The organism is Halobaculum sp. EA56, assembly GCF_051195075.1.
In the GTDB taxonomy this organism is placed as follows: Archaea; Halobacteriota; Halobacteria; order Halobacteriales; family Haloferacaceae; genus Halobaculum.
This window is the reverse complement of the sequence record NZ_JBNTJX010000007.1, coordinates 161,115-186,249: the sequence shown is the minus strand read 5'-3', so window position 1 is coordinate 186,249 and position 25,135 is coordinate 161,115. Positions and strand designations below refer to the sequence as shown.

The following is a 25,135-nucleotide window of genomic DNA, read 5'->3' as shown; positions in this document are numbered from 1 at the left end:
GGTGACGTCGACTGCGTCGTTTCTGACTACGAGATGCCCGGTCGGAACGGAATCGATTTCCTCGAACGCGTCCGTGAAGAGTATCCAGAGTTACCGTTCATCTTGTATACAGGAAAGGGGAGTGAGGAGGTCGCCAGCGACGCGATCTCGGCGGGCGTCACCGATTATCTTCAAAAGGGGAGCGGTACGGACCAATACACGGTCCTTGCTAACCGGATCAAGAATGCGGTTGGCAGATATCGCGCCGAACGGGCGCGACAGCGGCATCTCGACGCTATCGAAACCGCACGGGACGGAATCAGTATCCTCAACGAACACGGCGAGTTCATCTATGTCAATAAGAAGTATGCAGATCTCTACGGGTACAAATCCGGGGAGATGGTCGGCGAACATTGGAGTCTGATCTATCCGGATGACGAGATCCAACGAGCCCGTGAGGATATCCTTCCACAAGTTGAGGAGATGGGCTACTGGAACGGCACGACGACCGGCCTTCGAGCGGACGGGAGTACGTTCCTCGAAGACCATCGAGTGACACGGACCGAGTACGGCGAACTCGTGTGTACGGTCCGTGATCTCTCCAATGAGACTGCTGTCAAAAAGCATCTCAACCGATATCGAACGCTCATCGAAGCGCTCGATGATGCAGTATACGCTCTCGATGAGCGGGGTCGGTTCGAGTATGTAAATGACGCGTTCGTCGAGTTGGTCGAATACGACAGAGAGCGTATCCTCGGCTCCGACGTGGCGCTGATCAAAACCGAGGACGCCCTCGCCAAGGCCGAGGACGCGCTCGGAGAGGTACTCTCCTCGGATGGCCCCGAGAGTTATCGCTTCGAGGTCGAGATCCTATCTAAGGACGGCACGCGGATCCCGTGCGAGGACCATATCGGAGTTCTTCCGTTCGAGGGGCCCTCGTTCGACGGGTCGGTCGGTATTCTGCGCGATATCACGGAGCGAAACGAGCGCGAGCGCGAGCTGAAACGCAAGAACGACCAGCTCGAAACACTCGCCAGTGTCGTCAGTCACGACCTTCGCAACCCCTTGAATATCGCTGAAGGGCACTTGGAACTCGCTCGGGAGGACTGCACGAGCGCGCATCTCGGAACGGTCAAGCGAGCACACGACCGCATGGAAGCGCTTATCGAGGACATTCTCACGCTCTCCCGGCAGAATAACGCTGCCACGGACAGAGAACCGGTAGCCCTCACGGCCGTGGTCGAATCGTGTTGGACAACTGTTGAGACGGATCACGCGTCTCTCGTCACCGACATCACTCGAAGAGTGAAGGCCGAACGAGGGCGGCTCAAACAACTGTTCGAGAATCTCATTCGGAACGCCGTCGAGCACGGAGGTGGGGATGTCACGATCACAGTCGGCGACTTGGATGACGGCTTCTACATTGAGGATGATGGACCGGGCATTCCCGAGGAGGAACGTGACGTGATATTTCACGACGGATACTCAACGAACACTGAAGGGACCGGCCTCGGCCTGAGTATTGTACGGGAGATCGTCTACGCCCACGACTGGGAAATCCACGTCACGGATGGGTCCGACGGCGGTGCACGCTTCGAGATCACCGGCGTAGACTTCGTTGCCGATTGATATCCTCCCGCCATTCGGCGTGGAGAAAGTGCCATATCTCCGCTGGCAATCACCGACCGCATTCTCTGCGGAACAGAGGAACAAGCAGGAAGCTCACGGCTTCAGCCGCGGGAGGAGTCCGACGAGTGTATCAGGGGAGAGTATTCGGATTTCGAACATGGAATATCTCCACGGACAGCACGCGGACGACAGTCGAAACCACCGGTTCTGCTAATACTGGGCAGCGAGGAATTCGTAGCCCGACAGCACAGCGATACGTGGGTACGTTCGACAGGGATCGGGGCCTTGATGCGGGAGACATCCTCACCTACAGTGAACGGCGGGACGTCCGACAATCGATGATCGAACGCGCTGCGCGCCTCATCGGCACGACCGTGCTCGTTGCAAGCCTGGTTTTAGCTGATTGAGGCGCTAAGCCCCCTTCCTCAGCGAGCGACCAACGGGAGCGAGCAGGGAGGGGATACAGCGCCGCACAGTCCTCAAACACGTTCGACGCTCGGCCCACAGGCCAACGTTCCACCAAAACTATTATACGTGTAGTGTGCATAGTGTGCATTACGGTGAAACGGAAGACAATCACCATCCGAGAGGACCAAGACGAGTGGATTGAGGACCAACACCTCAACCTCTCGTCGTTCGTCCGAGAGCAGTTGGACGAGCTAATTGAGGAACGAGAGTAACGGATGTACTACGCCTACAAATACCGTCTCAAACCGTCCGACACCCACCGCGAGGAGTTGGACCGCTACCGAGATATTTGTAGGCAACTGTACAACCACACGCTCTACCGCCTCAACGAATACCAAGACGAACACGGCGAACTACCGTCCATGACCACCCTACGGTCGGAACTCCCCGACCTCAAAACGTGGTGGGACGACCTCTCCGATGTGTACTCGAAAGTTCTCCAAACCGTCGTAGAACGGCTGTTCGACAACCTCAAAGGACTCTCCAAACTCAAGGAGAACGGCTACGGCGTCGGTCAACTCACGTGGAAGCCGCCACGGGAGTTCCGCAGTTTCACGTACAGTCAGTCTGGCTTCAAGCTCGACAAGAAGGGCGGTCAGACTGTCCTGTCACTCTCGAAACTCGCGGACATACCGATTCGGCTCCACCGCGCCATCCCCGACGACGCCAAACTCAAGCAGGTCACGGTGAAGAAGGAACCGACGGGCAAGTGGTTCGCCACCTTCGGCGTCGAAATGGACCACGAACCGCCCGAGCCGCCTGAGAATCCCGAAAAGTGCGTCGGCATCGACGTGGGGATTCTTACGTACGCCCACGACACCGACGGTACGGCAGTCGGGTCGCTCGACCTCTCCGGCGAGCGCGACCGCTTGGAACGCGAGCAACGGAAGCTCTCACGGAAAGAACACGGGTCGAACAACTACGAGAAGCAACGGCGGCGCGTTGCGGAGTGTCACGCCGATCTCCGACGGAAGCGCCGCGACTTCCTGCACAAACTCTCGGCGTACTACGCTCGGGAGTACGACCTCGTGGCGGTCGAAGACCTGAACGTGAAGGGGATGATGGAAAGTCCGTCGAACAGCCGCAACACGGCGTCTGCCGCGTGGCGGACGTTCCTCCGGATGCTCGAATACAAGTGCGAACGAGAGGGGACGCACTTCGTCGCGGTCAACCCGAGCGGGACGACCAAGGAGTGCGCGTCCTGTGGCGTCTCGACGGACAAGCCGTTGTGGGTGCGTGAACACTCCTGTCCCGCCTGCGGTTTTGAGGCGGACAGGGACGCGAACGCGGCGTGGAACATCCTTTCTCGCGGTCTCGAAGACGTAGGAGTGGGACACTCCGAATCAACGCCTGTGGAGACTGCGCTCTCTGCGGACACTGCGGTTGTGTCTGCAAAGCGCGTCGTGGAAGCAGGAAGCCCTACCCTCACGGAGCGAACGGCGTCAGCCGTGAGCGAGTAGGGTAGGGTAGTTCACTGACGGTGCTGGCTGCGCCGCAGACAATCGGGGCCGAGGCGAGCTTCGTCGTTCTGTCCGGAAGTATGTCGCCGGCGATCCAGGCGGGAGATGTCGTGGTCGTTCGGTCGGCGGAGCCGTCGGCGGTCGCCGAGGGTGATATCATCACATACCGTGAGGAGGGCGCGTCCGCCCAGGGCGGAACGGCCCGAGTCACGCATCGGGTGGTGTCCGTATCCAGGGAAAACGGGACGGTCAGGTACCGAACCAAAGGGGACGCCAACGAGGACATCGATCCCGAACCGGTCGCTCACGATCAAGTCCTCGGCGAGGTGTGGTTTCACCTTCCGGCCATCGGTCACGTCATTTTGTTTGCGCAGTCGTCCATCGGTCTCGTCCTGCTGGTCGTGTGTCCGTCACTGCTCCTTGTCGGCTCGGAGCTGTATCGGCTGTATGCCGGTCGGAACAGCGAGAAGTCAGTGACCCACGACTGAAGTCGTGGGCTTGTCAGTGGACTCCCCTTCAACCGTCGCTTGGACGGAGGCGTTGTACTCGCCGTTCAGGTTCAGCGTCCCTGACGCAAGCGCACACTGACGGGGTGCGCCTCCACCCGAAGACGTCTGCCCCGAGTGGAGTCGCTTGAGCAGCTTGCGAGCAATATTCTTACTCGCGTTGTAGTCCGCGTTCAGATCGTACTCACACTTTTGACACGCGAACTGGTGTTTCGATCGCCGGTTCGACTCGTGGGTGAACCCACACTTCGAACACCGCTGAGATGTGTACGCGGGACTCACTTGCTCCACCTCGACACCGTACATTTCAGCCTTGTACTCGACGTACTGGTACAGGCGTCGGAACGCCCACGCGTGGAACCGCTTCGCGCCACCCATCCGCTTGCGAATGTCGGTCAGGTTCTCGAACGCGACGTGCGTACACCCGTGATCGCGGGCCTCGTCGAGAATCTGGTTCGAGGCGCGGTGGAGTTCGTCCTGCATCCAGCGGTGTTCGCGGTCGTTTATCGACTGAATCGACAGGTGTGCCGACCGCGTGCCGGTCTGGTGCATCGACCCGCGAGTCCGCTCGAACTCACGGCGTCGGTGGGTCATCTCGTCGGCGTTCCCGATGAACGCGCCCGTGGAAGTCACGGCGAGCGAGCCGTCCACGTTCAAGTCGACGCCAAGGACTGTTCTGTGCTCGGCATCGGAAGAAGACGCGGACGGGGCTTGCTCGTCGGTGGTTCGGCGCATCCGCGCGTGGAGGTAGAACGACTCCGAGTGCCGGTCGTACTGCACCGTGGACATGCGGAACTCGTAGTCCTCGTTCAACAGGTACTCACCGATCGGCGTCCCTTCGGTGTCGTCGGGAAGCATGTAGTCGCACTCGACGCGCCCGTTCACCGTGGAGAGGGAGACGTGGTCGCGGTGGAACGTCGCTGACCGCTTGTCGTAGACGACGCTCCACGCGTCGAAGTGCGGTTGACTTGTGTTGTCGCCCTTCTTGAGTCGGGAGACACCGCTTTTCGTGGCCTCGATAGCACGTCGAATTCCCTTCTGGACGAGATTCGCGGTCAACTCCGTCTCGGTGCGGAGTCGGTCGTAAAGGGCGTTCTCGGCGTTCTGTTTCGAGGTGACGCAGTAGTCGTTCGGGTGTCTCCACGCCCACGCTGCGGTCGTGTTTGCACAGTGGAGGAACTGGTCTTTAGTCCGATGGAGGTCGTCGCACCGCTCGTCGGGTACGTCGAGTTTGACCTTGACGGTGCGAATCACATCCCCCATCCGTGTTTCACATGTCGAACTGACTTTTTATAAATTATCCGACCGGCGTTGAGGAGTCGGCCATCCATCGCTCGCGGGTAGTGTCGGATTCCTCCCACGGCTGAAGCCGTGGGCTTCCTCCTTGCGTCTCTGTGAGAGACAACTCGCCTGCCGAACAAGCGGATGTCAACTGTTCACGGCGATATCTTCCCCGCAGAACCGGCGGGGCGCCCCCTACGAGGGAAATCCGACAGCCGGCGACTGCTCCGCTGTCGCCGCAGGGATGATGATGTTCTGTTCGGTCACGGTGACCGATCCGCCGGTCGCGTGTTCGACGAGCGCTGCGACGTGCTCTTTGAACGACCGCGTTCGCGAGCGCATCTGGAGTTTGACGGTCGTCCGTTCGGGGTCCTTCGTCGCACGCTCGTGGATCCAGATTCGCCCGAGCAGCGCTTTAGTCGCCTCCGGGAGCGACTCGATCCACTCAGGGAGGGGACCGACACTGGATGCGTGGCCGACGTGCACACCGGCCCCGGCCAGCACCCGGCCGAACAGCACCGCGTCTCGCTCCGGCACGACCTCCGTCGGCCGGTCCGGATCGCGTTCGTGCCGCGTGGTCACGCCGACACCGAGGTGACCGAGCGCGTCCTCGAGGCGTGTCCGGACCTCCGGAGTCGACGGGTTCCACGAGGGGCCGTAGGTTCCCGCGCTGATCCCGCCGCAGGTGTAGATCCCGGCGACGGCGACCGCGAAGTTCGATCCGGCCTGGCTGGCCGGCGCGATATCGAACCAGCCGTACTCGCGGGCGGCTTCGATCCCGCGGACAGCGTCGGGTTTCCCGTCCCCGAGCCAGCCGCGGACGCGTGACGGCGGGAGGTCCAACGCCGAACCGACCCGCGTCCGGCCGTGATCCGGGTGGTGACTGGCGTATCGCTGGACGCGTTCGTAGTCGGCGACTACGTCGGCCGCATCCGCGTAGCTCGGGTGGTTGTACGTGCGGGCGAGGTCGGTTTCTGAAACGATGGTCACGGTTGTCACTGTCGGGTGGACGTATATAAATCGAAAACTGCTCGCGGTCGGGGATTACGAGGGCGTCTCGCCGGTCGCGAGTGCCTGCGACGTCTCGCCGTTCTCCGAGGTCCAGATCACGCGGACGGTGGAGCCGCTGGAGACGTTGCCGAGTTCTGCGGAGTCGCCGGCCGAAACCGGCGTCGAGAACTGGTTGACCTGGTCGACGCTACCATCGCTATCGCTCGCATTCAGGGTCACCGTCTCCCCATCGCTGATCGTGTCACCACCGCTGTGCGTGGCGGTCACGTTGTAGTCTCCCCCCTCCTGGCTGTAGTCGAACTGGAAGTTGGCGTTCGGCGCCGTCTGTTGCACGCTGTTCCCCAGGCCGAGGACGAACGAGCCGATCACGGCCGCGAGGATCACGGTAATCGCGACCATGAGGATGACTCCGATGACTGGCGAAACGGCTCGGTCGTCGTCGTCGATGAGTTGTTTGAAGTTCATTGTGGATCAGGGAGTGGTCTCCTCGGCGAGCGTCTGCGAGGTCTCACCGTTCTCCGAGGTCCAGATCACGCGGACGGTGTCGCCGCTGTACGTGAGCGGATTCGAAGAGTCTCCAGCGGTTACTGTCGTCTGTGTAAACGCTTCGCTGTTAGTACCATCAGTGATGTTCAGCTGGTCCCCAGGAATCGAGTCTCCACCGGTGTGGGTCGCAGTCACATCACCACCGCTGAATTCGAACTGGAAGTTGGCGTTCGGCGCCGTCTGTTGCACGCTGTTCCCCAGGCCGAGGACGAACGAGCCGATCACGGCCGCGAGGATCACGGTAATCGCGACCATGAGGATCACCCCGATAACGGGGGACACGGCACGATCGTCGCCGTCGAGTAGGTTTGTGAAGTCCATTGGTTGCTCCCGCACAGCGCGACAGGCCTCTTCCCCGCCCCTTGCTGTGCTTACCTATCGATTGAGTACCTTCTATAAAAACTCGCGGCTCAAATTATTATATTTGATTTCTTCAGAACACAGTTCAACTGAAGCGGTAGCGCAGAGTCCCCTTCCTCAAGGAGCGACCGAAGGGAGCGAGTAGGGAGGGGAGGAGCGCGTTCGTATCTGTCACAAACACCAGTTTATTCGCTCTCGTTTCGCATAAATCGCTCGGTAATTATCCTATGACATGATAAACCCGGTGTCCTCACTTCGCCCGTGCAGTGGCTCGCGACTCCACATTTCCGCCGCGAACGAAGGTTCGTTGGACGAACACATCCGTCGCTGACTCGCCCGGACCCGAGTCGGACCTCGTCGGTCGCACGAAGCCGCACCCTCTGACCCCGTGAGAGAAGCACGTCGTCAGTTCAGCAGTGTCACATCTACACGCGGAGCAGGCCGAGTGTCTCGGGGCGTGACCCCGCGGCGGCTCACTGAGAGAATCCGGAGAGACAGGAGCGGCGGATCGGCTCGTTCCCTCCCCGTCGGCTCTGTTGAAATCCTCAGCAAGTGATACATGCTGACCCGGTTGCGGTCAATACAGAGCACATATCGAACTCCAACATGTCTCACTCCGGTGCGACTACATCATCGCATTCAGGACACTCGGCCCACACACCGCGTGTTCCATCAGTCTCTTCGTATTCAATCAGCATTCGCCCACGGGAAATTGGCTCACCACAGTCTGGACAGCGACCCAACGTCGGTGTGTCGCTACTCATGGAACGGGGGAAGGAGCGTGTGACATCATCCTTCCACCTGAATCCTCAGATGCGTCTAAAATAAGCCTTTGGCGTGATTGTGGTGTGAACGCACCAGATTTCTGAGGCGCACGATTCACCAGTAGCATTAATTCACTGCCACCGAAACCACGAATTCGATGAGTGTCCGCACAGTAATCGCTCGGTTGCTCCCCAATACTAGCCGGTACGTGGTTGTTGAGTGCCGGCAGTGTGGGACAACGCTCTCGCTGGGCACAAACGAGTGTCCTGAGTGCGGATCTGACGAGATCGCTGAATATCAACTGTAACTTCAACTCAGCGAACACTATTGACTGCTTCAATCACCGCAGCTCAAATCTACCAAATCGGTAGATACAGAGGGTGTATACCTCATGCGGAATTCTCAAGACGGTCAGGTCGTTCTGTTACTGATGACTACTACGCATGGCCGTCCCGTCCTCACTCCAGCCAGTACTGTGGCTGCATATCGCCGCAGGAACGGTCGCATTACTGGGTGGGATTGGAGCGATGGTCGCGCGAAAGGGCAGTACTCGCCACCGTCGGCTCGGACTCAGCTACGTCGGCGGGATGGGGGTGGTTATCGCGACGGCACTCGTGATTACGAGCGCGACACAGGACCTGTTTCTCGGTACGATCGGCGTGTTCAGTGGGTACATGGTGTTCGCCGGCTACCGCGCGCTCAGCCAGAAGCATCCTGACCGCGGGGACGGGGCTACACCCGTCGACTACGTGGCAGCGGCACTGATGCTACTCGTCGGCGTGGGTATGGTCGGACTCGGACTCTGGCAGGCACTCACGACCGGGAGTGCCCGTGCGTTCGTCCTCGTCGCGTTCGGCGTGTTGGGACTCGTCTTCGCCGGACAGGACGCGTTCACGTTCGTTCGTGGGCCGACCGTCCGGTTCGACTGGTTCTATCGGCATATCGCCCGGATGCTCGGCGGCTACATCGCCACCGTGACCGCCGTTTCCGCGGTGAACCTGTTGTTTCTCCCAACTGTCGTGCGCTAGCTGTGGCCGACCGTCGTTGGCACCCCGCTAATCGTTGTCTGGATCCGTCGATATCAGCAGAAGTTCGAGAGGGGACAGCGACCCCACGATGTCGCTGCCCGCCTCGAATACGGTACGGTCAACCCCGACGATGGTTCAGTCGAAGAACACTGAACGGAACGTCCCGCTACGCTGCATCTCCTCTCTGTCTGTACCGATACGGCCTTTCACCACACCCAAAGTGATCAGTGACCGATATGCGCGCTGTATTCAGCATAACCTCGACGAGCTACCCGGTTGCTGTCAGTAGCGGCGTGACCGATATAGAGGATGAGTGCAGCAACCCTTTTATCAAACGCATAAGAGCGACTCTCACTTCGGGAACAGCAATCACCGAACCGGCCGTTCGACCGAATCGGCGCACCGCTGCACCGATGCCGACATATCGCCCGCCACGCCGAACCACTAAGTTCACTATCGGTCAACTGAACACCATGACAGGCCCAGTTGATTTCGACGAAGCGAATCCACACGTCGTCCTGGTCGGTGCCGACGAGACGGACGGGGAGTTCGTACGCTTCGAGAGCACGCTCCACCCGTCACTCGATGTCGAAGATACGCAACTCGACCACGAGCGGTGGGGAATCGACCTCACGGCTGAACACGTCCACCCCGAGCAGGAGGAACGCATCGAGGTGGTGAGCGGCGAGATGCGCGTCGAGTTTCAGGGCGACGCCTGAACGGTCACCGAAGGCGACACCGTCACCTTTCCACCGGGTGAGCCACACCGCCACTGGAACCGCAGCGACCGTCCTGCCCGCATCACGTGGGAGGTCCGCCCCGCGTTGCGGACCGAGGAGTGGGCCGAATCCGTCTACGCGCTCGCACAGGCCGGCAAGACAAACGAGGAAGGGGCTCCTGGCCTGTTGCAGTCGGCGGTCATCTTCGACGAGTATCCCGACACGAGCGTCTACCTGACTGTCGCTCCTGTGTTCGTCCAGCAGGCCGTCAGTTCGGCGCTCGCGCCCATCGGCCGACTGCTCGGATACGAGGCTACCCACAGCCGGACGGCCGGTGCTAGTTCGCCCGAGCGAGGGTCGTCGCCGTCCTCAACCTGACAGAGCCAGGCGAACCGGGCCGCGTATCAGGGCTGACGACGATTCACAGCGCGTCGGCGAGTTTCCAGCGAGCGAATCTCGGGAGGTGTCCGAGAACCGCGGGCACGGTCAACCCGAGCTGGTCCCGGAACGTCTGCTGGTCCCAGTAGTCCCGCCAGGACGTGATGCCCTCGTCGGACACGCTGATAATCGAGACGAGCGGGACGGCGACCGAATTGCCCGTCGGTGGAATTCCTTCTATTTCGCCCTCGTGGGTCCCCCGGAAGGTCGATTCGATAACCGTCGGGTCGCCAGCACACAGCACCTGGTCTACCTCCTGGTGGATGTCGGGGAAGGCCTCGATAACCTCCGCCAGGTAGCGGCGGTGGTTCTCGCCGGACACCTCGCCGTCCAGAACCGGGTCGACGAACGTCGCTCCGTCGGCGAACGCCGCCATATGCTGGTCCAGGTCGTGCTCGTTGAACGTCTCCATCGCTCGCTCGATGCGGGAGTCCAGCTCGGACGCACTCATGGCAGCGCAATCGAATGACGCGGACTAATAAGTTCGGCCAGGACGGGTCGCCTGTAGACAGCCGGAGAGCTGCTGAAATACACCGGCCGGACGTGTCGATTCCGTGACCCTGATTCGGAACCCGGTCCGGTGCTGCATTCACGCGCTGTATTCAGCAAGGCGCTATGAACGTCAACGCAATCTGGTAGAAATTTCACCGGTACCTACGCAGTTCTTATCGACAGGCTGTTTCAGCTGTAAATCTATCCGAAGAATAGGATTTCAACAGAGCCTCCCCGTCGTATTTATCCGTCCGAATCGATCGCGGTGGCCGGGCGGCCACCAGCTCGTGTACTCGCCACGGGAACACAGGCGGAAGCGATCGAGACGGACCGGTTCGACACCTTCGCATCCGTCAGTTCCGCTCTCCGTGTCGCGTTCTCCGGGGCGCACACCGAGTTCCTCCCTTGGATCCGTCGTCCGGCGGGATCCGATGTTACCCGTGTGCAACGGTGCGAAGACGAGCCGCCTTGACGGTGACGGAAACGAACGTATCCCTACACTCCATCCCCCGACGATCGGGAGGGACGGCGAACGCGGTCACGGTTCGGATATCGTCACGAGAGACGCTCGCTTCCGCGAATCTCCGTTCGAACCCTGCACTCGAGATCGGAAGGAACGGTTCGGGTTCCCGCCGGACGGCCCGCCGCTCGCTCCCGATCTCGGCCGCGAGCGCCGCTCTCGACCCAGGCTGGACGCACATTGATCGTTCGGGAAATAAATCATATATCGTATAGGTTCGAATCAACGTATCTTCCCTGAAGGGATTTCTTCCCCCCAGAATAGTGGTATTTCTTCGCCGATTCGACCGAACGAACGACGCGACAGTCGTATCAATATCTCCATCAGAAGTGGTGGTATCGTCGACATCCACCGTCGGATCGGTACCCAGCCCCCCCTCGATATATCGACAGTTCGGGAGGTTTCACAGGTGGTTTCGTCCGTATACCATCAATGCACCTCATCGGTCGACACCTGATATATCGCCGATCGTTTCAGGTGGAACGAACAGGCGTATCGACGCGGGACGGAAGACTGTCGGATTCCGGGGTCACCACCGAGCGACGGATGATCATCAGACGGTCTTCACGGGGGGATCCTCCGGCGATTTCCGCCGATCCGACGATCTGTCCGAGCATGTAGTTGAGCGAACCCCACGTACGGGCCCCGTCTCCAGGGATTCGACGGGAATCGGCGTCGCGCGCACCGGACGATCGCCGCCGGACGAGGGCGTGGATAGTCACTCCGGTCGAGTGACGCCGGCCGATCTCGACCGTGGCGGATATTGACCTGGATCTGTCGGTCACGACGGGAGGATCGGGGCTCCTTCCGGTGATTTCGGACGGTCTGATCCGTTCGAGTTCGAACTCGGCGAATTCGAACGACTCAGGCAATCTGTCAGAAAATCGGATAATGGTGTTTCTCGTACAGCCTGCGTGAAATCGAATTCCGGGAAGCATAGCGGATCCACCGAGGAATTTCCGGACCGATTCCTATCTTTCTGCGGGGGAGAGAATCCCGCCCTTCAGGGCGGGAGTGAATCTGACAACCTCTCCACAATCCACCGTCGATGGCAGACTGGATATTCCACGCCAATCCACGCCATTAGATATGTATGTCTACATAGGTTATATATGGTGATTGAGGTCACTCGCACCTACGTTGGTTCCATCCAGAACCACCGGTAGGTATGCGATGGCCTCGGTTCGCTCGCTGATTCAGCCTCGACGATCTGGAACGTCCCACGCTGGACAGCCGACCGCATCTGGAACCAAACCGGCGAACCCCCGGACGAGGGTGTGCTGAAAGCGTACATGAAGAACCAATCATGCGGGAAAGACCTGAATGCACAATCCAGTCAGAAAGTCATCGAAGAACTTTCCGACGCTTTCCAGTCATGGTTCGACCTGCGATACAAGGACGACACGGCGAATGCGCCCGGCTACCGCAAACACGACGATACTCGTCCGAAGAGTACGGTCACGTTCCAAACAGACGGCTTCAAGCACGACCCCAAGAACGACCGCGTCCGGCTCTCGAAAGGATCGAACCTGAAAGAGAGTTGGTCTGACTTCCTGCTCTGTGAGTACCAGACGCGTCCCGACACTGACTTCTCGAAAGTCAACAGCGTGCAGAACGTTCGGGCGGTCTGGAACGGTGACGCGTGGGAACTGCACTTCATCTGTAAGCTCCAACTCGAAACCAACGACTCAGCAGGCGACGAAGTGGCGGGGATCGACCTCGGCATCACGAACATCGCCACAGTCGCGTTCCCCCACGAATACGTCCTCTACCCGGGCAACTCGCTCAAAGAAGACAAGCACTACTTCACCCGAACGGAGTACGACACAGAGGGTGAGAACGGCCCGTCGAAGAAGTCGGTGTGGGCACGACAGAAACTCGCAGACCGCGAGACGCACTTCTACCACGCCCTCACGGACACCATCATCACCGAGTGTGTCGAACGCGGTGTTGGCACGCTCGCAGTGAGCTGGCCCGTGAACGTTCGTGACTCAGATCGGGGAAAGACCGGGAACAAGAAGTTGCGCTCGTGGGCGTTCGACCGCCTCTACCAGTATCTCGAATACAAAGGCGAGATACGTGGTGTCGAGGTACTGAAAGAGAACGAGTGGAACACGTCGAAGACCTGCTCGAAGTGTGGTGACGACACAAAGGCGAACCGTGTCGAGCGTGGCCTGTACGTCTGCCAGTCATGTGAGTTGGTAGCCAACGCGGATTGCAGCGGAGCGGAGAATATGCGACAGAAGATAACTCCGAGTCCTCACGCCGAGGATAGGAGTACCGGCTGTGTGGCACAGCCATCGACATACTTGTTCGACTGCGAGAGCGGGATGTTCCACACGAGAGAACAAGTCGTGTCGTAGACCGTCAAATATCCCACCCGCGGTAGGGGAAGCCTCGCCGTTTACCGCGAGGAGGATGTCACTCCGGGCAGGGTCAATCAAGCGTCACTGGTCGTCGAGATACGGGGCACACACGCGTCGTATTCCCTCTTCAAAGGAGATCTCGGGTTCCCATCCCGTCGCTGCTCGAATTTTCGAGATGTCCGCACACGTGTCGTGGACGTAGTTCTCCAGCGGAATCGGCTCGTATACGGGTTCGACATCCGTACCGAGCACGTCGTTAATCAGGCCGACCATCTCGTTAAACGAGTATGGATCGCCGGTGCCGAGGTTGTACACACCCGTGAGTTCGTGGTCAGCCGCGGTAACGAGCCCGTTGACGATGTCGTTAACATGCGTAAAATCGCGTGTCTGGGAGCCGTCTCCCCACAGGACAGGTGATTCTCCATGAGCGATCGTATCGGCGAACTGTGAGACGGTGTTGGCGTACTCGCCTTTGTGTTCCTCGTTGCCGCCGTAGCCCTGGTAAACGGAGAAGAACCGCATCCCCGCACAGGTGAGATCGTCGTAGAAGTCGCTGTAGTACTCGGCGTAGCGCTCGCGTCCGAGCATCGAGGCGTCGTAGCCGGTCGACGCCTCCAGATCCATGTCTTCGGGACTGGGCTCCGTCCGGCTGCCGTACGCCGATGATGTCGAGGCGTACACGACCGTGTCACAGCCGTCATCGTGAGCCTGCTCGACGACGTTAACGAACCCCTCGATGTTAACGCGGGCGCCCTGACGAGGATTCTCCTCCAGCATTTGGCGCGAGGACAGCGCTGCCAGATGGAACACCACGTCGACATTGGTGGGAAGGTCGTCGTCGAGCACGTCCCCGTTCACGTACTCGACGTCGTCAGTGAGATTCGACGGCGTACCGAGATACTCGTTGTCGAGCGCGATCACGTCGTTGTCGTCGGCGAGGTGATTCGCGAGGTTCGATCCGATGAACCCGGCGCCGCCCGTCACCAGCACGCGATTGTCCTGCATAGCCGGCGAGTATTGTGTCACCGAGTTAAATCATCGTGAACTCGATACGTTTCGGGTTCGGAGACTAGCGTTCGGCGGAGGAATACGTATACTCACGAGATACTCCCGAACCTCCCGGACATTCCCGCCACCAATGAAGCGGTCCTCGACGGTCGAGAATTCAAAGGTTAGGCGAGAAAACCGACGACTTCAGTCGTGGGAGGATGTCACGAAACGGACGGCTCCGGTGACGGTAGCCGCATTGATTCACCGAGCTCGCGTGGATGCTTGAGTGTTTGACCCGCCAACTTCCGTACCTGACACGCGTGTGTGAGGAACACGTCGTAGCGCAGCGTCGGTGTCGAATCAAAAAGGGGGATGGGCACGGCCGGGCGCTCTATCCCGCCAGGAAGTGGATGGGGGGTGGGGCGATGAACCGGGGGAACGTGGGCGCTCGACCGTGTGAGGACGGCGATGTGCTGGGTGCCGCGGGACCCAACACAACTCGGCGATGCGACGCATACAAAATAGAAGTATCGGTTGCTTAAGAACAGTCGAGAGGATATGGTATCCAATCCTTCCGTGTTCGACAAGCAAGCAAAACAAGCGCTTCGAGGGCTACTCCGGGTTTCTTTATACAGATACAAACACGATAGCGGCCGCAGTCTCACGATTCACCTTCCAACGACTACCTCTCCCGAACGGGAAATGTCAACTGGTACCAAACCCATTAAGTGTAGGGAGAATAACATTCGAATGCGGAGCGGGACGGAACAGGCGGGTACTCCCACCCGAGAGGGGAGACTGTCAGGGGCTACGGGTGGGGTACCCGGTACTCGATTACAGACCACCTAATAAAACGATAACCGACGTGTGCTCTGACGCTGCATGTGAACTCCCTGTCGTGCCTGTCGCGACCGCGGAGAAAGTTACTCAGTTGGGTGTTGTCCGCTCTGGATATATAATTGAATACAAAAAATATAAATAATGTAATTGCACTAACCGTTACTATGGCCGATACCCCTGGGGAGGGAGGGAGAGTCGACAACGCACTACGAATACTGTCGGACTCCTACCGTCGTCAGATACTTTTCACGATGTATGAACGATCACGACGGGAGCGCGCGGTTGAGGTTCGATACGATGTCTTGTTTCGGGAGAACTATCGCGATCTCCAGGTAGCGCTCCATCACGTTCACCTTCCGAAACTCGAACAGGCAGGATATATCAAGTGGGATAAAAAGGCGGCCACAGTTTCCCGAGGAACGGAGTGGAGTGAGATCGAGCCGCTTGTTTCAGCGTTATACAAGCAACTCTGCAGGTCGACTGTACAGTAAGTTACCTACGACTAAAGTCGTGGGCTTCCGCCTCGAATCTGTGTGAATCGGCGTTTGCTGACAACAAAGGTCCCGAGCCAGTTTGCCGTTCTGAATAATCGGGATCATGGTCGCTCACAGTCGGGCGGCATCGACGCTCTTGTACCACTCGGTGAGTAGAGATAGTCTGCTCCGACGCATGTTGCCACGAACGTGGTCAGCGCAGTCGACCGTTCGCTGTGCATGTACATACAGGCGCTCCGGGTCCGGCTCGTCGCCGGGGCGCTCGAGTTCGATGAGTACGCTGCGTGCCTCCTCGTAGAATTCGTAGATCGGTTCGATCTCTCGTGTCGTGAGTTTGCTCAGGCGTGTCGGATCCGCCTCCAGCATGTCCGGCGAGAGACGCAACAGTGCCCGATCGGTGTCATCTATGACGCACTCGCCCCGCTCGTCGTCTATCAGGTCGTTGAGAATACCGCTAATGTAGTCGACTTCGAAGAGGATCGACCGGCGAAGCCGGTCGCGTCTGACTCGACGTTGGTTCCAGTTGAGAAATGCCGAACTGAACAGCGCGACTGCGGCCCCGATGAGAACGTTGATCGTCGCGGGATCGAGCCACGGGATCATTGAGTTTTCTGGGGTGTATGTGACCCGGATGGAATAAAAAGTCACTTGAACGTAAGGAACCGGTACTTCCGTACGATCGGGACTCGTCAGATATCCCGTCAACATGGGTTCTCGCATCGGCCACTGCCTGCGTTCCGCCCTCGCGACCATCGGCGCGACGATCGGCTTCGTTCACTCGTATGGGATCCCAGTTCGCTGGAGTCGCGGGCCTGAGAGTCGATGGATCGAACCGCTTCGTCGGCTCGCCTCACAAACTGCCGGGGAGGTGGTCGACGAGCGACTCGGTCCCCGAGAGATCACTTCCGCCGAGTACGTCGGAACGTTGTCCATGTCGCTTGCGGAAGCTGAGCGGTACCTCTGGACGACCGGATACGTTCGGAACCCGTTCGCTCGGGTAAAACGATGGACGGGCGTCCAAGAACTCGGATCGTGGGCATATCGTCGGACGCCGCTCGCTCGGCGGCAGGTGCACGTGATGTTGTTCGATGACGGGGACGAGGGGATCGCGGTGTACGCGCACGAGGAGCCCTCAAGCGTTCATCCTCTGGTAGCCATGACACACGTAGCCGGCAAGCAGCAGGACGTGGCCGCGGGTGTTTCGACCGCCCGGGCACAGTTACCGGTCAAACCAGTGAGAGCGACCGTCGACCCGGTTCACGCGCCGTGGAAGAGCCAACCTGAGATGGACTCCTGAACCCGACGATTCCAGCGTTTAGCTGAAAGTAGGCGCTAAGCCCCTTCCTCAGCGAGCGCCGACCGAACGGGAGGCTCGAGCAGGGAGGGGATACAGCGTTGACGAGACGCGGAGCGTCTCGTCCGCACACGAGAGCTTTGCTCTCGTGAACGCCGCGCAGTTCTCATACACGATTCGGTGACAGGCCCACAGGCCCACGCAATCGCACCGTTTTTGCAGTAGGGTAGCATAGTATTAACCGAACCCAATAGAATACGATCTCGACTCGGGAGCACACTCGACGTTTTCCCTGCACTACCACCTGATACTCACCACGAAGTATCGGCGCGGAGTGCTAACCGAGGAGCGAACCCAATTCATTCACGAGGTCGTCAGCGGGTTCACGGACAACTACGGTGTCGAACTGACGAACCTCGACGGCGAGGACGACCACGTACACATCCTGTTCCGAGGGAAACCAACCACAGACCTCGTGAAGTTCATCAACACGGTCAAGGGCGCGACCGCCCGCCGTATCCGCAATGAGTACGCGGACGAACTGAAGACCGAACTGTGGTGAGACTCGTTCTGGAACGATTCGTACTGCCTCATCTCGACGGGGCAAGTGTCGCTGGATGTGCTGAACCAGTACGTCGAGAACCAACGCGAGTAGAATGTACTACGCTTACAAGTACCGTCTCACGCCGTCCGACGCCCACCGTGAGGAGTTGGACCGCCACCGAGACATTTGTAGGCAACTCTACAACCACACGCACTACCGACTCAACGAGTACCAAGACGACCACGGCGAACTGCCGTCCATGACCACCCTGCGGTCGGAACTGCCCGACCTCAAGGAGTGGTGGGACGGCCTCTCGAACGTGTACTCGAAGGTTCTCCAAACCGTCGTGGAACGCCTGTTCGACAACCTCAACAGCCTCTCCGCACTCAAGAAGAACGGCTACGGCGTCGGCCAACTCACGTGGAAGCCGCCACGCGAGTTCCGCAGTTTCACGTACAGCCAGTCTGGCTTCAAGCTCGACAAGAAGGGCGGTCAGACTGTCCTGTCACTCTCGAAACTCGCGGACATACCGATTCGGCTCCACCGCGCCATCCCCGACGACGCCAAACTCAAGCAGGTCACGGTGAAGAAGGAACCGACGGGCAAGTGGTTCGCCACCTTCGGCGTCGAAATGGACCACGAACCGCCCGAGCCGCCTGAGAATCCCGAAAAGTGCGTCGGCATCGACGTGGGGATTCTTACGTACGCCCACGACACCGACGGTACGGCAGTCGGGTCGCTCGACCTCTCCGGCGAGCGCGACCGCTTGGAACGCGAGCAACGGACGCTCTCGCGCAAACAGTACGGGTCAAACAACTACGAGGAGCAACGACGGCGCGTTGCGGAGTGTCACGCCGACCCCCGACGAAAGCGCCGCGACTTCCTGCACAAGCTCTCGAACTACTACGCGAGAGAATACGACCTCGTGGCGGTCGAAGACCTGAACGTGAAGGGGATAATGGAATCGCCGTCGAACAGTCGCAATGCGGCGTCGGCGGCGTGGCGAACGTTCCTCTCACTACTCGAGTATAAGCGCGACCGTGAAGGAACGCACTTCGTGGCGGTCAACCCGAGCGGGACGACGAAAGAGTGCGCGGCGTGCGGCGTCTCGACGGAGAAGCCGCTATGGGTCCGTGAACATTCTTGTCCTGCCTGCGGGTTCGAGGCGGACAGGGACGCGAATGCGGCACGGAACACCCGTTCTCGCGGCCTCGAAGACGTAGGAGTGGGACACTCCGAATCAACGCCTGTGGAGACTGCGCTCCCTGTGGATACGCCTGTATCTGCAAAGCGCGTCGTGGAAGCAGGAAGCCCTACCCTCACGGAGCGAACGCCGTCAGCCGTCGAGTAGGGTAGGGGAGTTCACCGGCTGAACGGTCGATGCTTCCCCCTTGCCGATACTATTTTTATATCCACTGCTAGTGTCAACGTGTGCCCGAGTGCCAGAACTGCGGGAGCCACGTCACCCGACGGTACGTTCGGGTGTTCACCCCCAATGAGATCGACGATCCTCGTGCCTGCCCGAACTGTGATGACCTCAAACGCTCGGATGGCCGGGTCAAGCAGAAACGGTGAGAGGGCCCACCAGACGAACACCTTCACTTCTCGTCGAATTCCTCGTTGATCGGCGTGACAGTTATTGCGAACACGGTACCGCATTCATCGCATTCAGCGCGCGTGGCGATCTCACCACTCCCCCGGGTGAAGTCGGATACGACGTCTCCACAGCCGCAATTGAACCGAAAATCCATACCTGAATCTGGCAACTGAGATATATTATTCTATCTATCCAGAGTCGATATATTATATCTATTATGGAAGTCTCAAGGCTAAAACCCAGCCCTTCAGGGCGGGGATACAGCCGACAATTCCTACACAACCCACCGTCGATGGCAAGGCCGGATATTCCACGCCAACCGACGCTATTAATATAACACTGTTCATAACCAGTTATGAAGTCAGATATGAGTCGAGCCATCCGAACCTTCGAGGCCACAATCACGAACCAGCAACAGGTTCGTGACAACCTCGACCAACTCGGATGGGCCGCCTCAAAACTCTGGAACGTCGGTCGCTACTACGCACAAGAACGGTGGGACGAAACGGGCGAGATTCCCGATGACGGGGAACTCAAAGCCGAACTCAAAAGCCACGAACGCTACACGGACTTACATTCTCAATCCAGTCAGCGCGTTCTCGAAGAACTCGCTGAAGCGTTCACCGGTTGGTCCGGCAAGCGTCGGAACGGCGACGACCGTGCTCGACCGCCCGGCTACCGTAAACGCGGAGACTCCCATCCACGTTCAACTGTGTCGTTCAAAGCGGCTGGCTTCAAGCACGACGCACAGTTCACCCGTGTCCGCCTCTCGAAAGGCCGTAACCTCAAAGACCACCGTTCGGACTTCATCCTGTGTGAGTACCAGACGCGCCCGGATGTTGACCTGACCGGGTGGGACATTCAACAGGTTCGTGCCGTCTACAAACGCGACGAGTGGCGGCTTCAATTCGTCTGTCGCACCACTATCGACCCGGAACCACCGGGCGACGACGTGGCTGGTGTTGACCTCGGGATTTGCAACGTCGCCGCCGTCTCCTTCGGCGGTGACTCGGTGTTGTATCCCGGTGGCGCACTCAAAGAGGACGAATACTACTTCACGAAGCAGAAAGCCAACTGCGACGATTCTTCGTCCCGTGAGGCGACTCGTCTCGACCGCAAGCGAACGGGCCGTCGGACGCACTTCTTGCACGCCCTCTCGAAAGCAATCGTGGAGGAGTGCGTCGAACGGAGTGTCGGAACGCTTGTGGTTGGCGATCTCGGCGGCATCCGCGAAGACGATGAGAACGGCGAGTCTCGAAATTGGGGCGACCACGGAAATCTCGACTTGCACGGGTGGGCGTTCGACCGATTCACCACGCTACTCGACTACAAGGCGGAAGCCGAAGGTATCGACGTGGAGTTTGTGTCGGAACGCGATACGTCGAAGTCGTGTTCGGCGTGTGGTCACACCGAGGGCAATCAGCGTGTTGAACGGGGACTGTACGTCTGTGAGGCGTGCGACACGGTTGCGAACGCTGACGTGAACGGTGCGGAGAACATTCGACAGAAGGTACTCCCGAGTCTCGCCACGGACGGCGGAGATAGGGATAACGGCTGGTTGGCACAGCCAGCGGTTCATCTGTTCGACCGCAGTGAGGGTCGTTTCGCCCCACGAGAACAGGTCGTGAACCGCGAACCGTAATATCCCAACGCGGTCGGGAATCCTCGCGCTTTAGCGCGGGGAGGATGTCAATCGGAGATCGCCAGACATGCGGGAGTCGGATACCCGTTTCCCACACGAATGAACTGCGACTCACTCTGATGTCAGACGACTGGCGCACAACCGGCATACAATTAAATAAGAAAAGCAACCATGATGTGTCAATGAGTCCCACTGACCGGGCCGTGTTCACCTGCTCGAGTTGCGGTGCTTCTGCACCGTCAGTCGGGATCGAGTACGACGATCTCGGGTATCCGGTATGCCCCGGATGCGGGGGACGCAACGGGCCGCTCGCCGAACGGCGATCGAACACCGGCAGTATCGGGCGAATCACCCGTTAACACCTGACACCCTTTGTTGACCGAGCGTTCGGATGGTGCATCTAGCCAAAAAATGAACATTAAACCTCCGTCCTCAGCAAGCGACTAACGGGAGCGAGCAAGGGGAGACAGCGCCAGCTTTCAGCTCAACGACCGGAGTGTTTCGTCGATATTTGTAGAGAACCCGTCAAGTCAAGAAACGTGGTACACACGCTAGTCCCGATCGACACTAGGGTCTCTGCATCCAGACCGTTCTGCATTCGTCGTTTGTCGTCCGACCAGAGGACTGACGAATATATACTGGACCCGACCGATACTGCCAGTTCCGTACCGTCGAGGCCGGGTCATCGCCAACAGTCATGGTGCCTGATGTAATATTCTGATCCATGTCACAGGGCCCCAACGAGGAGCAGCACGACTTACTGACGAGACGGTTGCTTCGGTTGTATCGACGCTATCTCGGCGAACCGGACCAACTATCCGACGTGTACGTCGGCTTCAGCTTCTTCTTCGGCGGGATCTCGATGGGCGTCGTCGGTGTGCTGCTGTTTCTCTGGAGCAGCGCGCTTCCGCCGCGTCCAGGTCTGTATTGGCAACTTCGAGAGATCGCGATCTCCCTGTCGATGTTAGCGCTTCCGGTGTTCCTACTCGGCGTCGTTGTGCTCCTGCCGAGCGACCGGCGGGCGCTCGCCGGCGGCACTGGGGGCGTTCTCGTCACGCTCGGTGCGGTCAGCCTGTTCGTCGTGAACTATCCACAGAACTGGAACGCACCCGGTCCCGATGCGAGCGCGACCGGTGTGACAGTGTACGCGGTTGGTGTCGTTCTCGCGACCACTGCCGTCGGTGCGGCGCTCGTCTCCAACTACATTCGACGGGCGAGTTCGACGAGTCCCTCGTCGGCGACCGACGGTGAACCGGACGACTCGGAAACGGTAACTGACGCGCAAGTCAGGTCCGACATCGACGAGGCGAGGTCTGACGCGGAGCTCTCGTGGGGCGGCGTCGAAAAAGACGACACCAAGCGACCAAAGATACGGACGGATACATCTGATATCGATCGATCGGGCTTGGATACCGCAAGCGCTACTGAACGTCGTTCGACAGGCTCGGATGTCGTCGATGCCGTCGACGGGCTCACCAAGCTACGAGGAGGGACGTCCGAGGAGGCGACCGGTGAGGGAACCGACGAGCAGGCGAACGCGCTCCGGGAACTCCGTGAACGTGACGATACAACGGAGTCAGCGCAGCGAACGAGCCTCGTAGGACGCCTCCGCGACATGCTCGGTGTCTGAGAACAACGAGACGTCTCCGTCGGAGGTGAACCGGGGCGACACAGGAGGTAGGCGGCACCGGTTTGTACAGTTACTTCTCGTGAATCCCGTTAATTCCGTTAACATCCTGTTCACACCGGCCAAGTCGGTCATCGCCCTGGTGATCGCTCCCGGATGCCTCCCCTGTATGCCGGTCAGACCCCGTTTATCGCCACAACCGGACTCAATACGGCTATATATGAAATTATCAGGGACCGATTTATAACGTGTGAGACATCTATCCGACTATGGCTAAGGGACTTGACGTCGGGACGATGAACATCCTCTCAGCTCGTCAGGAGGGCGATGAAACGGTCTTCGTTCAACAACGAAACTCGTTCGTCGAGTTGGACTACAGCGACATGGCGGAGCAGATGCTCTCGCGCAGCGAGGTGTTGCATATCAAGAAGGAAGACAAGGTGTACGTGGTGGGCGACGACGCGCTCAACTTCGCCAACATCTTCAACACCGAGACGCGCCGGCCGATGCAACACGGCATCCTCTCGAGCGACGAGCAGTCGGCGATCCCGATGATCGAGCTCATCATCGAACAGGTCGTCGGCGAGCCCGCTCATGAGGGCGAAGTGCTGTTCTTTTCAACTCCGGCGGACCCGATGGACTCCGAACTATCGACGCTGTACCACCAGAAAACGCTGGAGGCCATCCTCAGCGATATGGGGTACGACCCGGAGCCGATCAACGAGGGGATGGCGGTCATCTATTCGGAACTCGCGAACAACGATTTCACCGGGCTCGGGATCAGCTTCGGGGCCGGAATGACGAACGTCTGTTTGGCATACTACGCGGTGCCGGTCATGCGGTTTTCGATCGCGCGTGGTGGCGACTGGATCGACGAGCAGGCCGCACAGGCGACGGGGACGCCCGTCGACAAGGTGACCTCGACGAAAGAGGACGACTTCCAGCTCGACTTCGAGAGCGATATCGGCGGCGTCGAGGGCGCCGTCTCTATTTACTACGACAACCTGCTGGATTATGTCGTCGAGAACATCGTCCGCGAGGTCGACGAAGAGGATGTCGAGGAGGGACTAGATGTTCCGGTCGTGGTCACCGGCGGGACCTCCAGTCCCGATGGCTTCGAGGAACTATTCCGTGAACGGCTGGCCGAATCGAACATCCCCTTCACAGTCAGCGGTGTCACACGTGCGCGTGAACCGATGTACAGTGTCGCACGGGGGGCGCTCGTCGCGGCTCGCTCCGAGGAAGGAACAGTACCGGGGAGCTCCGACACCGGACCGGAAGAGGCAGAGGCGACAACCGAGGATTGACCGTCTCGTTCGCGTTGTCCGGGTCCGGGACGAGCGTCCGGGAATTCGAACCGACGGGTCAGATTCGAGGCTACTCCAGGCGGTCGTTCATGTGTTCGTCGTCCGATTCCGAGCGGTCGTCCGCCGAGGGCAGATTTTCAGCACGTTCGGTGACGTTTTTGGAAGAACGGAACCGGTCGAGAGCTTCTTCCCACGATTCCGGCCGTGTCCCGGATTCCGGCCGCAGGTCGGTCGACACGCCGACATACGAGCAGGACTCGCAGACGACCGACTCGCTTCCTGACAGCCGGAACGTCCGGAGCGACGCACCGCATCGCGGACAGTCCATGCGTTCGGTCGGGCACCCTACAGTAATCAATCTACAGGCGGAGCAGGCCGAGTGCTTCGGGGCTTGACCCCGAGGCAGTTCACAGTGAGAGTCAATCGTAGTGCCGAAACAACAGCGCGCGGACATCGTCCTTTGTCCGGACGGTCCGCGTCCCTCCCTCGGGAAGCGTGACCGCGTATTTCCCCTCGTCACTATCGGTTTCTTCCCAAACGTCATCGTAGCGGTCCAAGAGCCCGATCATTCGCTGGAGCCGTGAGGACTCCTCACCCGAGGCTGTCCCTCCATCGTTGGTGTCCCGTCCCGTTTCGATCGAGTCGCCACTGTCGTCGTCGCTGGTACCGTCACCCTCCGCGTCCTCGGTTCCGCCCACGCTCTCGCCGTTTTCGGTCTCAAGAGAGTCGTCCGTGTCCGTCCGCTCCGTGACATTCGCTTCGGAATCGTCCTTCGTAGTCGGACACATCGTCGCTGTCGGGCCGATATTGTTTGTCGCCTCGTCGTCCAGAACCTCGTTCACCCTCGCGTCGACGAGCCGGGAACGGAGCGCCTCGGCCTTGCCGCCCGGTTCCACACCGGCCGTCTCAGCGGCCAGCGACTGGAGTTCCTGATACGTGTATTCGGAGAGACACGCTTCAACGACGCGTCTGAGGCTGTCTCTGGAGACGGTGTCCTCTCGTTCGTGTCGGTCGATTAGAAACTGGACCGTGTCGCGCATCCTCACGTGGCCGTACGGACCGACGTGTTCCTCGGCGATCCACTCGCGGAGGGAGTCGAGGTACTCGATCTGATCGTCGGACAACGTAATATCGGGCATGTATGACAGTGATCGTCGGGTTCGTATAGAACTAGTCTCTCGTCGTTTCCTCCGGAACGGAGGACACGACGACCCGATAGCGTACCCGGTGAC

At 59.4% G+C, this 25,135-nt stretch carries 21 protein-coding genes and 4 pseudogenes; 15 read left to right on the top strand and 10 right to left on the bottom strand.

Features of this window, described 5'->3' with window-relative positions; translation table 11 throughout:
- The 3 genes from ACQUQ1_RS13745 to ACQUQ1_RS13735 all read left to right on the top strand — a co-directional run.
- Nucleotides 1–1,608, top strand: a 1,608-nt coding sequence (locus ACQUQ1_RS13745; RefSeq protein ID WP_435064870.1) for a PAS domain S-box protein, incomplete at its 5' end; no start/stop codon positions are given.
- Between the two features lie 683 nt (nucleotides 1,609–2,291).
- Entirely contained in the window at nucleotides 2,292–3,536 is a 1,245-nt protein-coding gene (locus ACQUQ1_RS13740) for an RNA-guided endonuclease InsQ/TnpB family protein (protein WP_435064869.1), read from the top strand.
- Between the two features lie 20 nt (nucleotides 3,537–3,556).
- The gene (locus ACQUQ1_RS13735) at nucleotides 3,557–4,024 is read left to right on the top strand and encodes a signal peptidase I (RefSeq protein WP_435064868.1); all 468 of its coding nucleotides are present in this window, start codon (nucleotides 3,557–3,559) and stop codon (nucleotides 4,022–4,024) included.
- Here ACQUQ1_RS13735 and ACQUQ1_RS13730 read toward each other — a convergent pair.
- From ACQUQ1_RS13730 to ACQUQ1_RS13715, 4 genes are all read right to left on the bottom strand, one after another.
- Nucleotides 4,007–5,305: an RNA-guided endonuclease InsQ/TnpB family protein gene (locus ACQUQ1_RS13730; protein ID WP_435064867.1), complete on the bottom strand. Its 1,299-nt coding sequence runs from the start codon at nucleotides 5,303–5,305 to the stop codon at nucleotides 4,007–4,009. The two genes, ACQUQ1_RS13735 and ACQUQ1_RS13730, sit on opposite strands and share 18 nt — an antisense overlap.
- A gap of 213 nt (nucleotides 5,306–5,518) precedes the next feature.
- Nucleotides 5,519–6,313, bottom strand: coding sequence for a hypothetical protein (locus ACQUQ1_RS13725; protein ID WP_435064866.1), 795 nt, complete (start codon nucleotides 6,311–6,313; stop codon nucleotides 5,519–5,521).
- A gap of 54 nt (nucleotides 6,314–6,367) precedes the next feature.
- Nucleotides 6,368–6,799, bottom strand: a complete 432-nt coding sequence (locus tag ACQUQ1_RS13720; RefSeq protein ID WP_435064865.1) for a type IV pilin — start codon at nucleotides 6,797–6,799, stop codon at nucleotides 6,368–6,370.
- 6 nt (nucleotides 6,800–6,805) lie between these two features.
- Nucleotides 6,806–7,201, bottom strand: coding sequence for a type IV pilin (locus ACQUQ1_RS13715; protein ID WP_435064864.1), 396 nt, complete (start codon nucleotides 7,199–7,201; stop codon nucleotides 6,806–6,808).
- 1,331 nt (nucleotides 7,202–8,532) lie between these two features.
- On the opposite strand from ACQUQ1_RS13715, the gene ACQUQ1_RS13710 reads away from it, so the two are divergent.
- From ACQUQ1_RS13710 to ACQUQ1_RS13695, 4 genes and pseudogenes are all read left to right on the top strand, one after another.
- On the top strand, nucleotides 8,533–9,033 hold the full coding sequence (locus tag ACQUQ1_RS13710) for a hypothetical protein (protein WP_435064863.1): 501 nt from the start codon (nucleotides 8,533–8,535) through the stop codon (nucleotides 9,031–9,033).
- A 473-nt stretch (nucleotides 9,034–9,506) separates the two neighbouring features.
- Nucleotides 9,507–9,752: a hypothetical protein gene (locus ACQUQ1_RS13705; protein ID WP_435064862.1), complete on the top strand. Its 246-nt coding sequence runs from the start codon at nucleotides 9,507–9,509 to the stop codon at nucleotides 9,750–9,752.
- Between the two features lie 12 nt (nucleotides 9,753–9,764).
- Nucleotides 9,765–9,830 (top strand): annotated as a pseudogene (locus ACQUQ1_RS13700) (hypothetical protein); the annotation flags it as partial.
- Nucleotides 9,831–9,857: 27 nt separating this feature from the next.
- On the top strand, nucleotides 9,858–10,130 hold the full coding sequence (locus tag ACQUQ1_RS13695; RefSeq protein WP_435064861.1) for a hypothetical protein: 273 nt from the start codon (nucleotides 9,858–9,860) through the stop codon (nucleotides 10,128–10,130).
- A gap of 43 nt (nucleotides 10,131–10,173) precedes the next feature.
- Here ACQUQ1_RS13695 and ACQUQ1_RS13690 read toward each other — a convergent pair whose 3' ends face one another.
- Nucleotides 10,174–10,641, bottom strand: coding sequence for an ester cyclase (locus ACQUQ1_RS13690; RefSeq protein ID WP_435064860.1), 468 nt, complete (start codon nucleotides 10,639–10,641; stop codon nucleotides 10,174–10,176).
- A 1,673-nt stretch (nucleotides 10,642–12,314) separates the two neighbouring features.
- Between ACQUQ1_RS13690 and ACQUQ1_RS13685 the strand changes: the two are divergent.
- Nucleotides 12,315–13,565 (top strand): annotated as a pseudogene (locus ACQUQ1_RS13685) (RNA-guided endonuclease InsQ/TnpB family protein).
- An 84-nt stretch (nucleotides 13,566–13,649) separates the two neighbouring features.
- Here the strand turns inward: ACQUQ1_RS13685 and ACQUQ1_RS13680 are convergent.
- Nucleotides 13,650–14,573, bottom strand: coding sequence for an NAD-dependent epimerase/dehydratase family protein (locus ACQUQ1_RS13680; RefSeq protein ID WP_435064859.1), 924 nt, complete (start codon nucleotides 14,571–14,573; stop codon nucleotides 13,650–13,652).
- Between the two features lie 1,181 nt (nucleotides 14,574–15,754).
- On the opposite strand from ACQUQ1_RS13680, the pseudogene ACQUQ1_RS13675 reads away from it, so the two are divergent.
- Nucleotides 15,755–15,889, top strand: a pseudogene (locus tag ACQUQ1_RS13675) (hypothetical protein); the annotation flags it as partial.
- 114 nt (nucleotides 15,890–16,003) lie between these two features.
- Here the strand turns inward: ACQUQ1_RS13675 and ACQUQ1_RS13670 are convergent.
- Nucleotides 16,004–16,495 carry a hypothetical protein gene (locus tag ACQUQ1_RS13670; RefSeq protein ID WP_435064858.1) on the bottom strand — a complete coding sequence of 164 codons (492 nt, stop codon included), beginning with the start codon at nucleotides 16,493–16,495 and terminating at the stop codon, nucleotides 16,004–16,006.
- Between the two features lie 265 nt (nucleotides 16,496–16,760).
- Here ACQUQ1_RS13670 and ACQUQ1_RS13665 point away from each other — a divergent pair, with 265 nt between their 5' ends.
- The 3 genes and pseudogenes from ACQUQ1_RS13665 to ACQUQ1_RS13655 all read left to right on the top strand — a co-directional run bounded on the left by ACQUQ1_RS13665 (nucleotide 16,761) and on the right by ACQUQ1_RS13655 (nucleotide 19,081).
- The gene (locus ACQUQ1_RS13665) at nucleotides 16,761–17,189 is read left to right on the top strand and encodes a hypothetical protein (protein ID WP_435064857.1); all 429 of its coding nucleotides are present in this window, start codon (nucleotides 16,761–16,763) and stop codon (nucleotides 17,187–17,189) included.
- 247 nt (nucleotides 17,190–17,436) lie between these two features.
- Nucleotides 17,437–17,841 (top strand): annotated as a pseudogene (tnpA, locus tag ACQUQ1_RS13660) (IS200/IS605 family transposase).
- 1 nt (nucleotide 17,842) lies between these two features.
- The gene (locus ACQUQ1_RS13655) at nucleotides 17,843–19,081 is read left to right on the top strand and encodes an RNA-guided endonuclease InsQ/TnpB family protein (RefSeq protein ID WP_435064856.1); all 1,239 of its coding nucleotides are present in this window, start codon (nucleotides 17,843–17,845) and stop codon (nucleotides 19,079–19,081) included.
- Between the two features lie 11 nt (nucleotides 19,082–19,092).
- Here ACQUQ1_RS13655 and ACQUQ1_RS13650 read toward each other — a convergent pair whose 3' ends face one another.
- Complete coding sequence (locus tag ACQUQ1_RS13650; RefSeq protein WP_435064855.1) at nucleotides 19,093–19,332, bottom strand: hypothetical protein; 240 nt, start codon at nucleotides 19,330–19,332, stop codon at nucleotides 19,093–19,095.
- A gap of 362 nt (nucleotides 19,333–19,694) precedes the next feature.
- Between ACQUQ1_RS13650 and ACQUQ1_RS13645 the strand changes: the two genes are divergently transcribed.
- From ACQUQ1_RS13645 to ACQUQ1_RS13635, 3 genes are all read left to right on the top strand, one after another.
- Nucleotides 19,695–20,969 carry an RNA-guided endonuclease InsQ/TnpB family protein gene (locus tag ACQUQ1_RS13645; protein ID WP_435064854.1) on the top strand — a complete coding sequence of 425 codons (1,275 nt, stop codon included), beginning with the start codon at nucleotides 19,695–19,697 and terminating at the stop codon, nucleotides 20,967–20,969.
- Nucleotides 20,970–21,693: 724 nt separating this feature from the next.
- Nucleotides 21,694–22,599: a DUF7139 domain-containing protein gene (locus ACQUQ1_RS13640; RefSeq protein WP_435064853.1), complete on the top strand. Its 906-nt coding sequence runs from the start codon at nucleotides 21,694–21,696 to the stop codon at nucleotides 22,597–22,599.
- Nucleotides 22,600–22,865: 266 nt separating this feature from the next.
- Nucleotides 22,866–23,903, top strand: a complete 1,038-nt coding sequence (locus tag ACQUQ1_RS13635) for a hypothetical protein (RefSeq protein WP_435064852.1) — start codon at nucleotides 22,866–22,868, stop codon at nucleotides 23,901–23,903.
- Between the two features lie 70 nt (nucleotides 23,904–23,973).
- Here ACQUQ1_RS13635 and ACQUQ1_RS13630 read toward each other — a convergent pair whose 3' ends face one another.
- Together ACQUQ1_RS13630 and ACQUQ1_RS13625 are read right to left on the bottom strand one after the other, a co-directional pair.
- On the bottom strand, nucleotides 23,974–24,231 hold the full coding sequence (locus tag ACQUQ1_RS13630) for a zf-TFIIB domain-containing protein (RefSeq protein WP_435064851.1): 258 nt from the start codon (nucleotides 24,229–24,231) through the stop codon (nucleotides 23,974–23,976).
- Nucleotides 24,232–24,322: 91 nt separating this feature from the next.
- A complete protein-coding gene (locus ACQUQ1_RS13625; RefSeq protein WP_435064850.1) occupies nucleotides 24,323–25,042 on the bottom strand; it encodes a hypothetical protein in 720 nt (239 codons plus the stop codon).
- Nucleotides 25,043–25,135: the final 93 nt, after the last annotated feature.